Below are 19169 nucleotides of genomic sequence, written 5' to 3'. Positions count from 1 at the left end.
ACGCTTATTCCATCAATTTGAATGACGCTAATGTAGCAGCTTTTTATCTATTTAATAAAATAGATTAGTATGCAGATTTAAATTGAAAAACTCGATCATTATCTAGCAAATTACTTTCTAGTAATTTTTGACCTTTACTGGTCACTTGCCACAACATCCGCTGACGGTCATCTCGGCCATTGGGCACAATCCAGTCATTCTGCCGCATCTGGCTTTTAATGCTGTGTAAAGCACGAATATTCACTTGTGCCCGCGCAACCGCATGTGCACGCGGCATCTCAATACGAGCATCATCCAAACCTGTTTCATTCAAAAACTCATTCATTCGTTTAGAGAAGAATTCCTCAGGGGTTGGATTAACAAAGGTTGCGCCTAAAATCGACAAGAGCTGCGCCCACGTCATTTTCTTCTGTACTTTTAATTCTTTGAAATTACCATCTTGATAAGCGTGCATGCGGTATTCAAATGAAAATAGTTCATGCATCGACACTTTTGGTAAAGATAGGAATGGATCAACTTCGCGTTTTCCAGACTCTGTTTCGAGTTGAACTAACTGGGCTTTTAAACGATCAATTTCATCATGTAAAGCTTGAGTATTCTGTGGACGCACCCAACCTGTAACAGGATAGCGTTCTAGCATTTGTGGCATGTTCAATCGAACTGCCATTTCTAAATCACGTAAACTACGATAGGTAAAAACTTGATCGACTTCATTTTGTAATAGTTTTCTAAATTCTTTAAATTTTTCACGAAGTTCAGGTTTAGCATCATGTAACGCATCATCACGTGAATCTGGATCATCATGCATAAACACAATGACAGGTTTTTGCTTGGTCACCGCATAGATGTATTCAAGGTGCATATAGCCCACACCAGACACAGACTGCTCACCGTATTGACTACCCAATAAAATCATCACATAGTCACAATCGTCAATTTGACGACGTGCAAAAGCAGTGCTCAATGGTGTGCGTTGTTCTAGCCCCCATGAGAAAAACCCCATTCCCACAAGCGTCTGAGCCAAAATGATCCGTTCTGGCTGCATTTCGCTACCAGATGTGGAAATGAATACTTGATAACGCTTATCGAGCATTAGTGATCCTCTCCCGCTGCATAACGCACTCAGCATCGAATTGATCTTAGCTGGAAAATGCGACATGACTACCCCAATAAAAAACTAATTTTTTCATTTAACGTTGTCCAAAATGACTGATTTAGTCTTCTGAACTTATAAGTCCGATGTTGGCAATGTTCCAAGAAATATCATCTTGAATCAGGCGCGCCACAACCGGTTTTAAATTTTCCGCATTATTGCCACTGACATAGCACTCTATACGCAAACAATTTTCTCTTTTCTGATCAAATAATAACTCATTTTTAATCAAAATTCGGGCTGTTTGTCGTGCAACTGCAAAACCTGAGTCAATTAATGTCAGCTTCTGACCAAAAATATACTGAATTGCCGATTTTAGGAAGGGGTAATGTGTACATCCAAGCACTAAAAAATCTGCACCTTGATTTACAACTGGCTGTAAAACCTCAGTTAATGTGTTAAGACAAGCCTCACTCATCTGCGCACCTGCTTCTACAAAGGGTACTAATTCCAAACTGGTAACAGTCAGAACATTGACCCCTGCCGGCTCAGCAAAACGATGCATCACATCTTTAATCAACTTTCCACGAAATGTCGCAGGTGTTGCAAGAACAGCCACTGTTTTACTTTTTGTTTGCAGAACGGCAGGCTTTAACGCAGGAACTAAACCAATAATGGGGAAGTTCTCCCCATAATGTTCACGCAAATAATCTAAACTAAAAGCAGATGCCGTGTTACATGCCACGACAGCGACTTTACAGCCTTGGCGGTATAACCACTCTATGGCATGTGCAGTCAATTCACGTATATTTTGATCATCACGTGGCCCATAGGGTACATGTGCAGTATCGGCATAATACACAATACGTTCATTCGGCAAGTAGCGCGCAATTTCCAAGGCCACAGATAAGCCACCAATCCCCGAATCAAATAAACCGATCGGTGCATCTGCGCCAGCTTTCGGCATGGGTACATCCAGTGGGTAAATGGGGTGAATGGCGGTCATAGGATCACTTATATGTTGTTCAGAATGACAAGGTGGAAAGCTTAAACCTCAGGTGCCTAATTGCAAGCTCAAATCACCACTTTGTAACACTAAAATGGATTCACCTTTTTCATTTTCAAGCAGTTCACCCATCTCAACCAAATGAAAGAATGCGGCACGCTGGATCAGTGCATTAATTCCAAAACGCACATGTACATAGGGGCGCAATTCACCTTGATATGCACGCATAAAAATAGGATGTTCATCATCCACAACAATCACGTCTTGTGTTGTGGTCGTAAACTGGATATAGCGCTTGTTTTCTAGCTCAAGCATATCGACTTGATTAACAAATAAAGGCTCATCTTCTACCTGTATTTCAATCTGCTCGACTGGGGTCTTTAAATAGAACTTGCTGTCTTCTTTCCATAGTACTGTCGAGAACAAGTCAATAAGCGCTTGGCGTTTGATCAATTGACCATCGTGCCACCATTCTCCATTGGCTAAAACCTTCAGATCCATTGCGCCACAATGCTTTGGATGCCATTGATCTAATGGGGGGATTGACCTTTTGTGACCGGACTGTCCATCTTTTAAGTATTGTGCAATGTTCATTAAATTTCTATCATCCCTATTAATGAATTTTTTCGTCGGGTTTTCGTTCAATTGCTGCTTCATCCGCCTAATAAATACCTTAGTGACGGAAAAATAATATGATTCAGCCAATTGGCTAGAACTCGGTTTAAAACTATACTAGCCCACAATATCAAAGACACGATAGAAAAATTGTGTCTGGGCATTAAGAACACTCATGGCAGCACCATTTAAATGAATTGAATGGATGCCACCTTCCGAAATATGAGGAGTCCTACATGGAACACATCGAACGTGAATCGATGGAGTTTGACGTAGTTATCGTCGGTGCAGGTCCTGCCGGCCTATCTGCTGCGATTAAAATTCGTCAACTTGCAATTGAAAATAACCTAAACGATCTGTCCGTTTGTGTCGTGGAAAAGGGCTCCGAAGTGGGTGCGCATATTCTATCAGGTGCTGTGCTCGAACCTCGCGCGATGAATGAATTGTTCCCAGATTGGAAAGAACAAGGCGCACCGTTAAATGTGCCTGTGACTGAAGATAAAACCTATTTCTTATTGTCTGATGAAAAATCACAAGAAGCACCGCATTGGATGGTGCCAAAAACCATGCATAACGATGGCAACTATGTTATTTCGTTAGGTAACGTGGTTCGTTGGTTGGGTGCTAAAGCTGAAGAGTTAGAAGTGTCTATTTTCCCAGGCTTTGCTGCGTCTGAAATCCTTTACCATGAAGATGGTACTGTGAAAGGTATTCAGACTGGTGACATGGGCATTGGTAAAGATGGCGAACCAACGCACAACTTTACCCCTGGCTATGAACTTCACGCCAAATACACATTATTTGCTGAAGGCTGTCGTGGTCATTTGGGTAAACGTTTAATCCAAAAATTCAACTTAGATAAAGATGCTGATCCGCAACATTACGGTATTGGTATTAAAGAACTTTGGGAAATCGATCCTGCTAAGCACAAACCAGGTTTGGTGATGCACGGTGCAGGTTGGCCTTTAAGTGAAACAGGTTCTTCAGGCGGTTGGTGGTTATACCACGCTGAGAACAACCAAGTGACTTTGGGCATGATCGTTGACTTATCATATACCAATCCACACATGTATCCATTTATGGAAATGCAGCGTTGGAAAACACATCCACTGATCAAGCAATATCTTGAGGGTGGTAAGCGTATTTCTTATGGCGCACGTGCGGTTGTAAAAGGTGGCTTCAACTCACTACCTAAATTCACTTTCCCAGGTGGTAGCTTAATTGGTGATGACGCAGGTTTCCTAAACTTTGCGAAAATCAAAGGCTCTCATACAGCAATGAAATCAGGCATGCTGTGCGGTGAAGCTGTATTTGAAGCGATTGCTGCGGGTGTGGAAAAAGGTGGTGACCTTGCCATTGCACGTGTGACTGAAGGTGAAGACTTCTTCGCTAAAGAGTTAACTGCGTACACAGACAAGTTCAATAACAGTTGGTTGAAAGAAGAGTTATATAACTCTCGTAACTTCGGCCCTGCTATGCATAAGTTTGGTCAATGGATGGGTGGTGCGTTCAACTTTGTTGATCAAAACATCTTTAAAGTGCCGTTCACGCTGCATGACTTACAGCCCGACTTCAGCGCTTTAAAAACTGTCGATGCTGCGAACTTCAAACCGAATTATCCAAAACCAGATGGTAAAATTACATTTGACCGTTTGTCTTCAGTATTCGTATCGAATACCGTTCACGAAGAGAACCAGCCTGCGCATTTAAAACTGACAGACGCTTCTATTCCTGTAAATGTGAACTTACTAAAATGGGATGAGCCTGCTCAGCGCTACTGCCCTGCCGGTGTTTATGAAATTATGGAAGAGAATGACGGTTCTAAGCGTTTCCAAATTAACGCAGCAAACTGTGTACACTGTAAAACGTGTGACATCAAAGATCCGTCTCAAAACATTACTTGGGTAACACCTGAGGGTGGCGGTGGTCCTAATTACCCTAACATGTAATCTCCTTTGAGATAAAAATAAACCCGCTTAGTGCGGGTTTATTCTCAGTTAAAATAATTTATTCAAAGTTAGAATTCGTCAAATTTGAATAGTTAAATTATAAATAATATTTGAGTACCAAAAATTCATAATCTAACAATAAATATTCTAATTCTAGCTTCTACTCCATAAGAATATGCTTATTCCAATGCATACTCCTCTGCATTTAATATTTGATTCTTATCGATTTTAAATCGATTTGAAATAATTATTTTTGATTTAGTCATTCCACCAAAAACGACTTCACAACTTAAATTTGTTTTTATTCTATTCCTAAAATCTTCAATATTTTTAACACAATGCTCACTATTAGCATCATCTTCCGGACATATTTTCAACAAAAAATCCGATTGAAAAGTATTCTTCTTTCTTTTTTCATCTTTTACTTTTAAATACGCATAAGGTTTGAACTCATTCAACTTGTCACACTCAATACGTGCAAAGTCGAATTGTTCTTTTATCAAAACTTCTTTTAATGAAACTGAACTTATTAAATTTCCTGTAACTGCTAATGCAGGTTTTTCTTCTGAACCGATAATACTGTAGCTTAATTTAAGAGAAGGATTAACAGTAATTTTTCTATCTAAGCTTTGATGATTAGCATTTTGGCAACCCAAAATAAATACAACAAAACCCAAAATGTATTTTTTTTTCATTTTATTTTCTTCAATTGAGTGAACATCATATCTTCAGCAGACTGGCCCATAAATATTTTTTCTTTCATCATTTCCTTAAATTCAGCATGACTATATTTTGTAGAATAAAAAACATTTGCTCTCTCTCTGGGTTTATTCCTCCACTGCCCTCCTGAATCTGCAACAGCATCGTTACTATCATACGACTTTGGCTCGCATGTTACACTTACCCAATAATTACAATTTGGTGAAGGTTCTCTAAAATAGATTCGAGCACTTACTGGAGTTAATGCACTATACGATAATAAAGTTCCAACAGGATCAATTGTTATAAGTAAATTAACTTTACATATCTTTTTCTTCACTAGTTCAGCTGCTAGGCCAGCTGCGTTCCATCCACCTAAACTATGTCCAATAATATTTACCTGAGTATTCGGGTTTTTTTCTAAGAATTTCTTAATATTGTCAAATGCATCTAATTTTTTCCCTCCAGCTTTCATGCCAGTATATGCTTCCTCATACCCGTAATATTCAATCGTCGCATTTTTAAATTTCTTCTTTTGTGATAAATCAAACTCATCAAAATATTCACCAACAAATCTATTAGGTCCTAAGCCTCTACCTCCTATATTAATAGGCAGATCGTTAGGAGCAAAAGAGTACTTATCAGATGCTCCACCAATAAATGCGGTATAACTATGTGTATATACCACCAGCTGAACAGGAACTACAGGTGGTGTAGGGTTTACATTTCCCATAGTTGTCCTAACTAAGTCAGCATAGGCTTGTTCTTCTAATCCCATCACATCACCACATGTATTTTATATTGTTTATTTAATTCTTCAGTTTCTAACCTAACAAGACCGGATTTATCTAATTTTCCACGTTCAACTTCTTTGTCTGTTTCATCGTAAATAATATATTCCGTACCTGAAGCAAGTTTCTTTCCTTGATGATCCATCACATCAAACCATACGCCATATTTTTGCTTTTCTTTTTCAGGCAAAAATGGAAGCGGCTTATTTACTGTTGCACCCTGTTTAAAATTATGCTGCCCTGCCTTCACTTCAAACTTACCGCTAGTTGTCGGTAATACACCCGCACTACTAATTTCAATCTGACTACCACCAGCAGTTAGCACGATTTTTTTGCTCGCTTTGATTTCAACTTTATCTTCCGTGGAAATAATTTGAATAGCTTTTCGTGCAATCAGATCTGCCCCATTTCCTTGGGCTTGGATTTCAACTTTGCCTTTGCCTGCATACGCACGTAATCCTTCTTGTGCTGCAAATAGACTGATCTTGCTTTGTGCATGGGCAATTAAGGATTTTTGACTGCTGAGATTGATGCTATCGCCTGCACTTTGGCTGATCTGTCCATCTGCTGAAAGATGAATATCTTCCTGACTACTCACAGCAATTGAGTTTGGTGCAGATAAAATCATTAAGGCTTGTTTAAAAGCATCTGCCTTTTCTTTACTGCCTTTTTCAATTTGTCCAAGGAAGTTTTTTAGGTTATCCAGGACTTCAAGCGGGTCAGTTTGTTGATTTTTAGCCACTTCACTTAAGGCTTTACTGCTGTTTAAGTTGGCTTCGATTTGATCTTTCGCCGCTTGTGCATCGAGGTGCATTGCCGCTGCTTGTTGTTGTGGGTGTGTGCTGACAAGTAGCCCTTGACCTGCGCGTACTGCGCCCCATTGGTCTGTTCTTAGTTCAAAGCCTTCGCCTCGACCTGCACTTTCTGCCATTTCTTTGGGGTGACTGAGGTTACCGAGGTTGAGCTGAGTCGCGCCATGGGTACTTTGTAATTGTGTCGAGATTTGTCCCGTCGTGTCATCAAAGCGCAGTTGTCCAAAGCCTTCACCTTGGACTTCCTTACTTTTTATTCCAGCCAGTTTTTTGGTGTCTGGCAGTTTACCTTTACTATCAAATTGGGTCGGACTGCGCTGTGCTTCATGTATGCGCCCCACCACAAATGGTCGGTCGATATTGCCGTCAAAGAAATCGATGACCACGATTTCATTAATACGTGGTAAGAAACATGCACCATAGCCTTCACCGGCCCATGGGGTAAGCACATCTACCCATGCAGAATCCGTATCATTGTCATTACTGCCTGCACCGCCATCATGGCTGTGGTCATCTCCACGGGTAAATAAAAAGCGGACTTTGATACGCCCCCATTCATCGACATATATTTCTTCACCACTTGGCCCGACAACTTTAGCCCGTTGCGGATGGGTGCTTGGACGGTGTTCGAGTGGGTTATATTCAGGAACCGTCGCAATATTGCGGCGTTGTAATGTGAGCTGATTGGCCTGACGCTCGGCCTGTTCATGGATGGGTTTAATATTCCACTGGCTCTGTTCAATCAGTTGATTGACTTGTTCAGAGAGATCTTTGGGTAAGTTATTTTGGTTATAAAATTTCTTTTCTGTGATTAAAAATTGTTTGTCTGCACCACTGTGTTGATCGATTTCTGGGTGTTCATTCAATTCAAACCAATAACCCACTTGGGTATCACGCACAGTCGATTGTGCACTGAATTTTTTCGATTGTAGCTCGTGGTAGCGTATTAGGTTTTGATTCAGTTTTTCAATTTGGCTGTTGGATGAAGCCGTAGCTTGATCTTCACCTTTTAAATCTTGCATCCATGCAGGGCTGATATGCCATGCTTGTTCCAAACTTAAGCTGGCATTGTCTTGGCTTTGGCTATGCTGATGTTTGCTTTGAACTGAACCTGCACCTTCTTCTTGGCTGAGACCATCGGCTTGCCAGCGCTGTACGTGTACCGCAGTCGGTTGAATGCTACGCTCACCGATCAAGCTGGTGATGCTGTCTTGTTTTTCTGTGGCGCTAGAGCGATGAAAGCGGATGCTACGACGGCTGAGTGCTTGATATTGGCTATTGTCATCAATCAGGCGGAGTTTTTGTTTTTCAATTGGCGCTGAGGAATGTGACACTTTCAGCTGCGCTTCATCGATGAGCCAGTTGATACCCTCACTGCGCCAAAGTCGGGTTAAAAATTCATAATCGCTTTCATTCGACTGCATGATGAAAGGTCGAACGTCATAGTTTTGGCCTAAACCGCTTAGATCTAGCGTTAGACTGGCAGCAAAAAGCGGACTTTTGCTTTGCCATTCTTTAAAGAGAGTTTCACTGACATCGCGAACAGATTTGTTCATAAACACACGGCTGTTCCTGCGTTTATGCCACAGCGATGTTGCATCTTCTAAAGTGAGTTTATACAGCGTGAGTGAACCGTCACTCTGCCCTTGGGTGGCTTCGGTAATAATACCCGTGGTGCGGAAGAGTTCGCCCTGATCGGTTACTTGATCAACGGCGACCTGTGCGCCAATAAATTGTTTTAGCGGAATAAGGGCATTAGTAGATAGGCAAATCAAAGTCGCTTGCAGGCCTTGGTTTAAGACATGCTCCCCATCAATACGTTGAATAAAAAGCTCATCATTCAACGCAGGGTTGGAAAATTGCACATGAATGGCACGTTTTTGGGCGGATAAGCCTAATTTTTCAAGTATAAGAGCAATCGAATTTAACATTTTAAAAGTCTGTTTTTTAAACTTTGTATAATTATGCTGCGAATGATATAGGCTAGCCATCAGACTTGACCAGCCTATTTTATTAATAAAAATGTAACATCTTAATAATTATTATTTTTTACAATCTCTTAAATTAACCTTTCTGAACCAAATAATGGAATTCTTTATTTCCATTTTCATCAAGACATTCTTCTTGAAGCAAAAGCTCATGACCTAAATGCATACAAAATTTCGGAATATCCCAAGAGGTCGAATTATCTGTTGCAAAAACCTCAACAATATCGCCCGATTTTGATTTACGAATGGCTTGATGCAACATCATCACAGGCTCAGGGCAACGTAAGCCACGGGTGTTTAATTGAATTGATGGGGGCACAGAAGGCTCAGACATTAGAAAACTCAGCATTAAAATCTAACGCTATTTTAGCATAATCCTGACGACCGAATGTTAACTTGAAAAATGCAAACGATAGCGTCTTAAAATGACTTGATCGCTCATCATCTAGATCAACATTAACAATAGACAACTGTATTTTCTACGGTATGATAAAATCATCATTTATTAGATATTAAGAGTCTTTAGGAAAGATCATGCAAGAGGAATCCGGCCCGTCGTGGGGCATGCGCGGCTTACGTAAATGGCTGGGCACTGCACCAGAAACCCGTGACGAACTGTTGAAATTGGTACAAGATTCACGTCGCTTCTTAGAACCCGATACAGTTGCCATGCTCGAAGGGGTACTCGACTTACCTGCAACTAAAATCCGCGAGGTCATGACCCCCCGTACTGCGATGATCAGCTTACAAGAAGATGATGAGCTATTAGATATTTTGCATGTACTTGTTGAATCTGCACACTCACGTTTCCCAGTCTTTTCCTCAGACCAGCCAGACAATGTTGTCGGTATTTTGTTGGCCAAAGATTTGTTGCCATTTTTGACAGAACCGACCACCAAAGTCGATATTCGTGCATTAATGCGTCAACCCTTATTTGTACCCGAGAGCGCGCGTTCTGACCAAGTTTTACGTATGTTGAAAAATACCCAAACCCATATCGCTGTAGTGATTGATGAATATGGCACAACTTCAGGCTTAGTCACTTTAGAGGACATTCTTGAAGAAATTGTGGGTGAAATTGAAGATGAACATGACAAAGTCGATGAAGAAGCTCAATTTATCATTCCAGATGAAGACCCGCTGAGCGCAAATACATGGTTGGTTCAAGCACTTACACCAATTGAACACTTTAACAATCTTTTAGATGCTGATTTTTCAGATGATGAAGTAGAAACTGTGGGCGGCTTACTGCTACAAGAAATGGGCTTGGTCAGTGATTTACAAGGTCAAGTGATTGAACTTGAAAACTGGGAATTTACCATTTTGGAGGCAGATGCACGTACCATTCATCTGATCCGAGCTGTCCGTAAATGAGAACCTACTTTGATAAGCTGCTAAACCACTCACAACAAAAAAAACAGCTACCTTTCATCTATCCTTTGCTGATTGCATTATTTTCAGGTGCCATCTTCAGCTTGTCGCTGGCACCCTATCATTATTGGTGGTTGGCAATTTTATCTCCAGCCCTGTTGTATGCCTGCCTAAGTCAACGTGCACCTAAACAATCGTTTTTCATTGGTCTAGCTTATGGCTTTGGCTTATGGTTTGTTGGGGCTTTTTGGCTGTATACCTCGATCCATGTCTATGGTGATACCAATTCAGCACTCAGTGTTTTGATGATTGCTATTATGGCAATTGTGATGGGGCTGTTTACCGCAGTTCAGAGTTGGCTCTACCGCCGCTTCTTTCCAGAAACCCCACTGACCTTTGCGCCACTGTGGGTGTTTTTCGAGTGGAGTAAAACTTGGGTCTTTACCGGTTTTCCATGGCTGTTTGCAGGTTATGCCTTTACTGAACGATTTCTCGATGGCTATGCGCCACTATTCGGGATCTTTGGGGTATCTTTTGCGGTCATTGTATTGGCCTGTGCATTGGTTGAAATCCTGCGTAAACGCATCTTCTGGATTGTTCCCTCTGCCCTTGTTTTGCTCGGTGCATGGGGTGCAGGGCAAGTGCAATTTGTTCAGCCTAAAAATGAAAAACCGCTGAGTGTTTCCTTAATTCAAGGCAATATTCCACAAGATTTAAAATGGTTAACAGAATACCAAGCTCAAACCTTAATGAAATATGCGTCATTAAGTCGGACCGAATGGGGGCGTGATGTCATTGTTTGGCCAGAATCCTCTATTCCAATGTTCCAAACCGATATTGAGCCGTTTTTGGATGCGATGAAAGTCCAAGCCAATAAAACAGGTACGGCTTGGGTGACAGGTATTCCCTATTGGGACTTGGCAGAATCACAGCAAAACCAACACCCTATGTATTACAACACCATCATGGCAACTGGTGATGAATCTTCTGGTCTATACAAGAAGCAACGTCTAGTCCCCTTTGGTGAATACATTCCGCTTTCAGGGATGTTAAGTTGGGTACTGCCTGCCCTACAAAATGACCCATCGATGAGTGGCTTTTCACGTGGTGCAAACAACCAAAAGCCTTTGAATGTTAAGGGTCATGATTTAGGTGCGGCGATTTGCTATGAAGTGGCTTATCCCAACTTAACCCGTCGTAATGCCAGTCAAAGTGATTATCTAGTGACCATTTCCAATGACGCATGGTTTACTGGAACAGCGAGCCCACATCAGCACCTACAAATGGTTCAAATGCGTGCCAAAGAAAATGGCCGTTGGTTTATCCGTGCAACCAATACCGGCATTACCGCCTTTATTGATCATAATGGTCACATTGTGAAACAAGCACCGATGGATAAAGATGCGGTACTTCGTGGTGATTTACCTGCCATGCAAGGCGAGACACTTTACACACGCTTAAGTGATTGGCCTGTGTTGATTTTCTCATTCTTGTTATTGGTTCTCGGTTGGATTTATCGCCCGCGTAAAGTTGATATTTCTTTTAAATCACGCCGTTAATTCCGCTACAAAAGATCAAAAAAACCGAGCTTTGGCTCGGTTTTTTATTGATAAACTTTCAACGTGCCAGTTCACCCTGCTTTTTTAAAGTAACTTGGTGCCTAGGGGAATCTCTGCATCAGGCACACAAAGAGCAACATACCCCTCTGCATTATGAAAGCCTGTGACCAAACACTCTGACTGGATCGGACCAATTTGTTTTTTTGGAAAATTCACGACGGCAACGACCAATTTTCCCAATAGATTTTCCGGCTGATATAGCTGTGTAATTTGCGCACTGGATTTTTTAATGCCCAGTTCCTCTCCAAAATCCACATGGAGAATATACGCGGGTTTACGCGCTTGCTCAAAGACTTCAGCCTGCACAATTTTCCCTACACGTAATTCAACTTTCACAAAATCGTGCCAATCAATCTGTTGCATTTTTCCCTCTTTCTATTCTTTGTTGTACTTCATCTAACTATCTAAGATCTGATATCTAAAGATTATAAAAATTTCATTCAGGCTGACGATATGTGAAGCAGACATTCGATGCGCCAAAACGGACAAAGCAAGGTTATGTTAGAGCGCGTACCATGTAGAAGTATGCACTGATGTACGCTACGAACTGTTCATTAACACGAGACATAAAAAAACTGGAGCAAGCTCCAGTTTTGAAGGTTTAATTTTGGGGTTATAACTGCGTAACTAAATAGGAAAGCATGGCAGCTAAAGATACCATTGGAATATATCGATAAAGACGAACAACCATTTGTTCGATGGCAGATGCATGTTCTTGTTTTAAATTTGCCACAGTCGCTTTTAATGCAGACCAAAAACTTAAAGCCAGTAATGAACTCATTAAGCTGATGGCAAAGAAGCCCACCATAATTTGGCTACTGCCCTCAGTGCTTTGCCATAAATACACAATGCCTTGACTGATCGGCAGAATACTTAAAATCAAAAGAACAGATTTCAGCATAGACCAATGAAATTGGTTAATTTCATCCGTTAATAATAATGCTTTCATGCTATCCTCCATGGCTAAAAAAGTACCATAAAAGATATTATGCGCGGTTTTATTTAAATGAAAAGCCTATATTTATTCATATTTTGCGATTATTGTAATCAATAAAATTGGGAATAATTCTTATTATAAATATCACATATTTCATATTATGTTATTTAAAGTAAATTCAACAACTTAATATTAATTTTATAATTAAGATTTATTATCACTTCACTCAATATTGAAACATCCTATTAAGTGAAGTGATTAATTCCATTAAAACTGAATTTATAATTATTCTCAGTTAGTGTTTATAGTAAATATCGGCATCATTTTCTTCACCGCCAGACTGACCATCCGCACCAAATGAATAAAGATCATAAGGACGGCCTTCAGAACCTGGAATCACATATTGGATGTCATTGTCCCAACTGTCTTTTGGATAGCCACCTTTGATATAGCCACCCGGCAACCAGTTTTTAGCAGACTCAGGTTTAGTGACCAAAGCATTTAATCCACCGTCTTGCATTGAAGGGAATTTACCGTTGTCCATTTTGTATTGATCTAATGAGCCAGCGACACTTTTTAAAGTAATCGCTGTGGTATCAACTTTGGCTTTTTCACCACGGCCCATCACGTTCGGTACAATCAGCGCTGCCAAAACACCTAAAATGACAATGACCACCATCACTTCAATTAAAGTAAAACCTTGTTGCTTCATATTTTTTGTCTTCACTTGCATGTTACAAATCTCTGTTCACATCATTGTTCGAATGTCTTAAATCATATTATTCATATTCACGATTGGCAGCATCACAGCAATCACAATCACCAGTACAATGCTCGCCATAAATACCAACATCAGCGGTTCAAGTAACGCCAATAAAGTTGAAATTAAGGTCGTCACTTCACGGTCTTGCATCGTCGATGCACGTTCGAGCATCCGATCTAATTCGCCTGAACTTTCACCACTTTTGATCATTTGTACCATCATCGGTGGGAAATAACCACTTCGCTCAAGCTGTGTTGCTAAATTACCACCTTCTGTTACTTTCTCTGCCGCAAGGTTGACCGAATCTCGAATCACCCAATTATTACTGACCGCTGCGCCAATTTTTAAAGCATCGACCAAAGGCACGCCAGACTTGGTTAAAATCGATAAGGTACTAGCAAAACGAGCGGCATTAATACCTTTAGACAGTTTGGAAAATAATGGTAATTTCAAAGTCAAACGGTCAAAGGCATAATGTCCCGCCGCTGTTCTGAGGAATCGAACCAAGAGAAAAATCGAGACTACGCTACCGACCAATAAAAATGGCCAAGCCATTCGAATAAAATCACTGGCTTTCATTAAAGCGACCGTTATCCACGGCAAGGCATCTTTGCTTTGATCAAAGGTTTTGACAATATCTGGGACCACATAGGTCATGAGTCCCATCACAATACCGAAAGACATTAACATCAGGATGATGGGATAAATCATCGCACCCTGCACTTTTTTTTGCATGGCAAAGCGGTTTTCGGTGTAATCGGCAAGTTGGTCGAGAATGAGATCGAGATGACCTGAACGCTCACCTGCTGCAATCGTGGCAATATACAGTTCAGGAAAGCGTCCCGCTTGTTGTAGTGCGTTGGCTAAAGAATGCCCTTCCAAAACTTTAGAACGCACCGACATCAACAGGTTTTGCACATGGGCTTTTTCGTTTTGTTTTCCCACAGCACGAATCGCTTCTTCTAATGGAATTGCAGCGGCAACCAAAACTGAAAGTTGGCGAGTCAATAAAGCCAAGTCATAGGCATTCAGCCCTTTTTGAAACCAGCGCTGCTGCGCGTGTTTGTCTTTTTGCTCTATCGGATCGACAGCAACTGGAATGAGTGACTGATCTCTGAGCTGTTGACGAATTTGACGCGCAGAATCACCCTCAAGTACACCCTTCTGCTGCTTCCCTGAAGCGTCTATGGCAGTAAACTGATATGCAGGCATTGTAATGCTCTAATTTTCCAAAATTTCTATCAGCGCAGTTGCGTCTGACCATCAAAATCATTCATATTCTTAGATATAAAATATGAGCTCACTCTAACACAACTCCTTTACGATCACGACGAAATTTAATCAGGAACTTATCCACGTTTTATGGCAAATTCAGCGAGCATTGCAACACCTATTTACCGCGTTCGAGTCGCCGTTCCGGTATATTTATACGACTGCTTCGATTACAGCTTAAACCAAGAGCAATACCAACAAGCTGAAGTAGGTGCACGCGTTGCTGTATCTTTTGGTCGGCAAAATTTGACCGGTATCATCGTGGAAAAAATTGCTCCCGATGCACCACTCGATTCAAGCTTTAAACTCAAGGCCATTACCGAACTTCTTGATGATCGCGCCATTTTAGATGAGAAAGTTTTAAATTTATTGACATGGTCTGCACAGTATTACCAATTTCCGATTGGTGAAGTGATGCAAAGTGCCCTTCCGACGCTGTTACGCCAAGGGAAACCCTATAATTTATTAGCACGTACATGGAATCTCCTCGACCTCCATGCCGATGACAAAATTAAGCGCTCGGAACGACAACAAGAAGCCTATAAAATTTTAAAATTACACCCAACTGGAACTGGGGAAAATTTACTTAATTTGGCAGGTGTGGAAACAGCAACACTCAAAGCCTTAGAGAAAAAAGGCATCTGCGAATGTGTGTTAGCAGAACAAGACTTTAGCCCGATGCCGATGAGCATGGCGCAAATGCCACTTACGGCAAACCCTGACCAAAAAAAAGCGATCGATAGCGTATTAAACGCACGTAAAAAATATCAGGCCTTCCTGCTCGATGGCTTAACTGGCAGTGGTAAAACTGAAGTCTATTTACAAATCATGCAAGAGGTTCTAAAGCAAGGCAAACAAGTCTTGGTTTTAGTGCCTGAAATTGGACTTACCCCACAGACCATTAGCCGCTTCCAATCACGTTTTCATTGCAATATTGCTCTACTACATTCGGGTTTGAACGATTCAAAACGTATGCAAGCTTGGCAAGCTGCGCAAACAGGTAAGGCGTCAATTATCTTAGGCACGCGTTCTGCAATTTATACCCCACTGCCTAATCTAGGTTTAATTGTGATTGATGAAGAGCATGATCTGTCCTTTAAACAACAAGAAGGCTTTCGCTACCATGCACGCGATGTTGCTCTGTTCCGTGGGCATTTAGAGCAATGTCCTGTCATTCTTGGCTCTGCCACACCTAGTATTGAATGCTATGCCCTTGCCAAACAAGGCAAGATGACAATTTTGGAACTAAACCAACGCGCAGGCACCGCGGTCATGCCGAAAATGCACATCCTTGATCTGAAAGTGGCACAGAAGCAGCATGGAATCAGCCAATTATTAATTGGTGAAATCCGTAAGCGACTTGAGAAAAAAGAACAGGTGTTAGTGTTCTTAAACCGTCGAGGATATGCCCCGGTTTTAATTTGTGAAAGCTGTGCATGGCAGGCCAAATGTCCACACTGTGATGCCAATTTCACTGTACACCGCACACCTTATCAACATTTACATTGTCATCACTGCGGCACCATTCACCGTATGCCAGATCACTGTCCACAGTGTAATCATCAGGAGCTCAAATCTATTGGGATGGGCACAGCCAAAGTTGAAGAAAGTTTAAATGAGTTGTTTCCTGAACATGACATCATTCGAGTGGATCGTGACTCGACCAGCCGCGTTGGTAGTTGGCAAAAGATTTATGACAAAATTCAAAAAAGTGAGCCTGCTATTTTGCTTGGTACGCAAATGCTGGCCAAAGGTCATCATTTTCCTTACGTCACCTTGGTGGCGATTTTAGATATCGATTCAGGTCTGCTGAGTGTGGACTTCCGTGCCATCGAGCGTACTGCACAGCTCATTGTGCAAGTCACAGGGCGTGCCGGCCGTGGCGAACGTAAAGGCGATGTATTCCTACAAACATTAAGACCCGACCATCCGCTTTTGAATATTTTGGTCAATGAGAACTATCGAAAATTTGCCAAAGAAACCATGAAAGAACGGGAAATGGCACAAATGCCACCGTTTCGCTATGCAGCATTGATACGCTGTGAGTCAAAAAACCAAGAAATCAATACTGAATTTTTACAGCAACATGCCCAATTGCTGCGTCAGGACTCTGCTGGAATTATTGATATTTGGGGGCCGATTCCTGCCCCGATGGAGCGCAAAGCAGGGCGTTACCAATCCCACATGGTTTTACTGTCTACAGATCGTGCGCGCTTACATTATTATCTGCGTTATTGGTGGCAAAACATCTTGCATAACAAGCCATCAAATATGAAATTGAGCCTCGATATAGACCCACAGGAACTCAGTTAAACGCGTACAATTCAGTCTGAAAATATCAGTCATACTGAATTGCAACTTTCGACCAAAAACACAACTCTAGGACGAGTAAATGTCACTACTGTTACAGATCACAATTTTCCTTGGCGCATCCTTATTGCTTGTCCCTTTGCTCAAGCGCTTTGGTATTGCAACGGTATTGGGATATCTGTTCACCGGTATTTTGCTCGGCCCCGACGTCTTTAACATTGCCAGTGATCCCCAAGCGATCCAAGATCTCGCTGAGTTTGGCGTGATCTTACTGATGTTCCTGATCGGCCTCGAACTGCGTCCACAGCGTCTATGGAGTATGCGTAGTTCTATTTTCGGCATGGGGAGTTTACAAGTCGGTCTGACCGGTCTTGTTTTAGCGCTAGGCAGTTTTTTTGCCTTACAACAAGGCATTGCAGCCAGTATCGTTATCGGTTTCGCTCTCGCTCTTTCTTCTACTGCCTTTGTCTTGCAGATGCTGAGTGAGAAGCAGCAATTAAACACCACCTATGGGCAACAATCCTTTTCGATTTTGCTGTTTCAAGATATGGCCGCGATTCCCCTGATTGCAGTCATTCCCCTGCTCGCAGGAACAGAATCATCACATCACGGAATCGCCTATTTCGCTGCAATCATTGCGACTTTTTCAGGCTTATTTTTATTTAGTCGATACTTAATGCGGCCTTTTTTCCGCTTCGTCGCGAAAAGTGGTGCGCATGAACTGATCACCGCTGTCGGTTTATTTATAGTGCTGGGTGTCGTGGTGTTGATGGATGTACTTGGCATCAGTACCACACTGGGTGCATTCCTCACAGGTGTGTTACTTGCGGACTCAGAATTCCGCCACGAACTCGAGGCCAGTATTGCTCCGTTTAAAGGGCTTTTACTTGGTCTGTTCTTTATGACCGTGGGCATGACTACGAAACTGTCATTATTCGTTGAAATGCCATGGTTCATTATCGGTGGTGCATTGGCACTGATGCTCATCAAAATGGCGTCACTTACCGCGATTGCGCGTTATCTTAAAAATTCATGGCGCAACAGTATTTTACTGGCAAGCTGTTTGGCTCAAGGCGGTGAATTTGCCTTTGTGGTCTTTAGTGTGGCGAAAAGTGAAAATGTCGTACAACAAGCCATTTTGGAGCCATTAACCCTCATCGTCACCTTGTCGATGGTGTTGACCCCTATGTTGTACTGGTTAATACAATCACAAATTTTGCCACGTTTTAATCCAAAAACCATTCCCGAATATGACGACATTCCGGATGAACATAATCCTGTGATTATTGCGGGCTTTGGACGTTTTGGACAAATCATTGCTCGTGTGGCGCATTTACAGCATTTGTCTTTTACCGCCATTGATAGCAACTTAGACAAAGTCGATTTCGTACGTAATTATGGTGGTCATCTGTATTATGGCGATGCCACACAACCAGATATTTTACGCGCTGCGGGCATTGAACATGCCAAAGTGTTTGTCCTTGCCATAGATGATATTGAAGACTCGATGAACGTGGCGCGTCATATTCGTCTGAATTACCCTCAGTTAAAATTATTGGTCCGCGCGCGTGACCGTCATCAGGTGCATTTGCTGCGTGATTTAGGAATTGAGCATATTTGGCGTGAAACCTATTTATCCTCTTTAGGAATGGCCTATCACATGCTGTGCGACTTAGGCATCAGCGATGAAGATGCCTATAAAAGTATCGAATTGTTCCGTGATTATGATGAAAAACTGCTGACTCAACAGCAGCAAATCTATACCGATGAACAAAAGATTTATGAAACGCATCGTAACGCTTTAGCTGAACTGGAACATTTGTTTGAAAGCGATGCGCAAGCCCGTGAAAAACCTACAGGTGTTGATTTACAACGCAGCTTACAACGTCATCGTATTGATGTCACAAGAGATGATAATGAATGACTTGTGTTTTACAATATCGT

At 41.6% G+C, this 19169-nt stretch carries 16 protein-coding genes; 5 read left to right on the top strand and 11 right to left on the bottom strand.

What is annotated here, in order from left to right; translation table 11 throughout:
• Nucleotides 1-64: 64 nt before the first annotated feature.
• From FTV27_RS08935 to FTV27_RS08925, 3 genes are all read right to left on the bottom strand, one after another.
• Nucleotides 65-1093 (bottom strand): DUF4062 domain-containing protein, encoded by a 1029-nt coding sequence (locus tag FTV27_RS08935; protein ID WP_067764038.1) that lies wholly within the window; start codon nucleotides 1091-1093, stop codon nucleotides 65-67.
• A gap of 121 nt (nucleotides 1094-1214) precedes the next feature.
• Nucleotides 1215-2099, bottom strand: a complete 885-nt coding sequence (murI, locus tag FTV27_RS08930; RefSeq protein ID WP_067764041.1) for a glutamate racemase — start codon at nucleotides 2097-2099, stop codon at nucleotides 1215-1217.
• 48 nt (nucleotides 2100-2147) lie between these two features.
• Nucleotides 2148-2756: a DUF1285 domain-containing protein gene (locus FTV27_RS08925; RefSeq protein WP_180078082.1), complete on the bottom strand. Its 609-nt coding sequence runs from the start codon at nucleotides 2754-2756 to the stop codon at nucleotides 2148-2150.
• 194 nt (nucleotides 2757-2950) lie between these two features.
• Between FTV27_RS08925 and FTV27_RS08920 the strand changes: the two genes are divergently transcribed.
• Nucleotides 2951-4663, top strand: coding sequence for an electron transfer flavoprotein-ubiquinone oxidoreductase (locus FTV27_RS08920; RefSeq protein ID WP_180078080.1), 1713 nt, complete (start codon nucleotides 2951-2953; stop codon nucleotides 4661-4663).
• Nucleotides 4664-4842: 179 nt separating this feature from the next.
• Here FTV27_RS08920 and FTV27_RS08915 read toward each other — a convergent pair whose 3' ends face one another.
• The 4 genes from FTV27_RS08915 to tusA all read right to left on the bottom strand — a co-directional run bounded on the left by FTV27_RS08915 (nucleotide 4843) and on the right by tusA (nucleotide 9287).
• Entirely contained in the window at nucleotides 4843-5358 is a 516-nt protein-coding gene (locus FTV27_RS08915) for a hypothetical protein (RefSeq protein WP_078192806.1), read from the bottom strand.
• Nucleotides 5355-6140, bottom strand: coding sequence for a lipase family protein (locus FTV27_RS08910; RefSeq protein WP_180078078.1), 786 nt, complete (start codon nucleotides 6138-6140; stop codon nucleotides 5355-5357). The genes FTV27_RS08915 and FTV27_RS08910 overlap by 4 nt, the downstream gene beginning before the upstream one ends.
• The gene (locus FTV27_RS08905) at nucleotides 6140-8896 is read right to left on the bottom strand and encodes a type VI secretion system Vgr family protein (protein ID WP_180078077.1); all 2757 of its coding nucleotides are present in this window, start codon (nucleotides 8894-8896) and stop codon (nucleotides 6140-6142) included. Before FTV27_RS08905 ends, FTV27_RS08910 begins: the two co-directional genes overlap by 1 nt.
• 133 nt (nucleotides 8897-9029) lie before the next feature.
• Nucleotides 9030-9287, bottom strand: a complete 258-nt coding sequence (tusA, locus tag FTV27_RS08900; protein ID WP_180078075.1) for a sulfurtransferase TusA — start codon at nucleotides 9285-9287, stop codon at nucleotides 9030-9032.
• A gap of 200 nt (nucleotides 9288-9487) precedes the next feature.
• Here tusA and FTV27_RS08895 point away from each other — a divergent pair, with 200 nt between their 5' ends.
• Complete coding sequence (locus FTV27_RS08895) at nucleotides 9488-10327, top strand: HlyC/CorC family transporter (RefSeq protein ID WP_078189781.1); 840 nt, start codon at nucleotides 9488-9490, stop codon at nucleotides 10325-10327.
• Complete coding sequence (lnt, locus tag FTV27_RS08890; protein WP_180078073.1) at nucleotides 10324-11883, top strand: apolipoprotein N-acyltransferase; 1560 nt, start codon at nucleotides 10324-10326, stop codon at nucleotides 11881-11883. Before FTV27_RS08895 ends, lnt begins: the two co-directional genes overlap by 4 nt.
• Before the next feature lie 84 nt (nucleotides 11884-11967).
• Here the strand turns inward: lnt and FTV27_RS08885 are convergent, their stop codons facing one another.
• The 4 genes from FTV27_RS08885 to gspF form a co-directional block, all read right to left on the bottom strand.
• Nucleotides 11968-12306: a tRNA-binding protein gene (locus tag FTV27_RS08885; RefSeq protein ID WP_180078071.1), complete on the bottom strand. Its 339-nt coding sequence runs from the start codon at nucleotides 12304-12306 to the stop codon at nucleotides 11968-11970.
• Nucleotides 12307-12556: 250 nt separating this feature from the next.
• Nucleotides 12557-12892 (bottom strand): hypothetical protein, encoded by a 336-nt coding sequence (locus FTV27_RS08880; RefSeq protein ID WP_180078069.1) that lies wholly within the window; start codon nucleotides 12890-12892, stop codon nucleotides 12557-12559.
• 283 nt (nucleotides 12893-13175) lie between these two features.
• Nucleotides 13176-13613 (bottom strand): type II secretion system major pseudopilin GspG, encoded by a 438-nt coding sequence (gspG, locus tag FTV27_RS08875; protein WP_078189784.1) that lies wholly within the window; start codon nucleotides 13611-13613, stop codon nucleotides 13176-13178.
• A 36-nt stretch (nucleotides 13614-13649) separates the two neighbouring features.
• Entirely contained in the window at nucleotides 13650-14855 is a 1206-nt protein-coding gene (gspF, locus tag FTV27_RS08870; RefSeq protein ID WP_078189785.1) for a type II secretion system inner membrane protein GspF, read from the bottom strand.
• A 150-nt stretch (nucleotides 14856-15005) separates the two neighbouring features.
• On the opposite strand from gspF, the gene FTV27_RS08865 reads away from it, so the two are divergent.
• Both FTV27_RS08865 and FTV27_RS08860 read left to right on the top strand, forming a co-directional pair.
• Nucleotides 15006-17228 carry a primosomal protein N' gene (locus FTV27_RS08865; RefSeq protein ID WP_180078067.1) on the top strand — a complete coding sequence of 741 codons (2223 nt, stop codon included), beginning with the start codon at nucleotides 15006-15008 and terminating at the stop codon, nucleotides 17226-17228.
• A 79-nt stretch (nucleotides 17229-17307) separates the two neighbouring features.
• A complete protein-coding gene (locus tag FTV27_RS08860; protein ID WP_180078065.1) occupies nucleotides 17308-19149 on the top strand; it encodes a monovalent cation:proton antiporter-2 (CPA2) family protein in 1842 nt (613 codons plus the stop codon).
• Nucleotides 19150-19169: the final 20 nt, after the last annotated feature.

It is taken from the genome of Acinetobacter sp. YH12251 (genome assembly GCF_013417465.1).
GTDB classification, from domain to species: domain Bacteria; phylum Pseudomonadota; class Gammaproteobacteria; order Pseudomonadales; family Moraxellaceae; genus Acinetobacter; species Acinetobacter amyesii.
The sequence above is the reverse complement of the archived record's forward strand: the minus strand, read 5'-3'. Positions and strand labels throughout refer to the sequence as shown.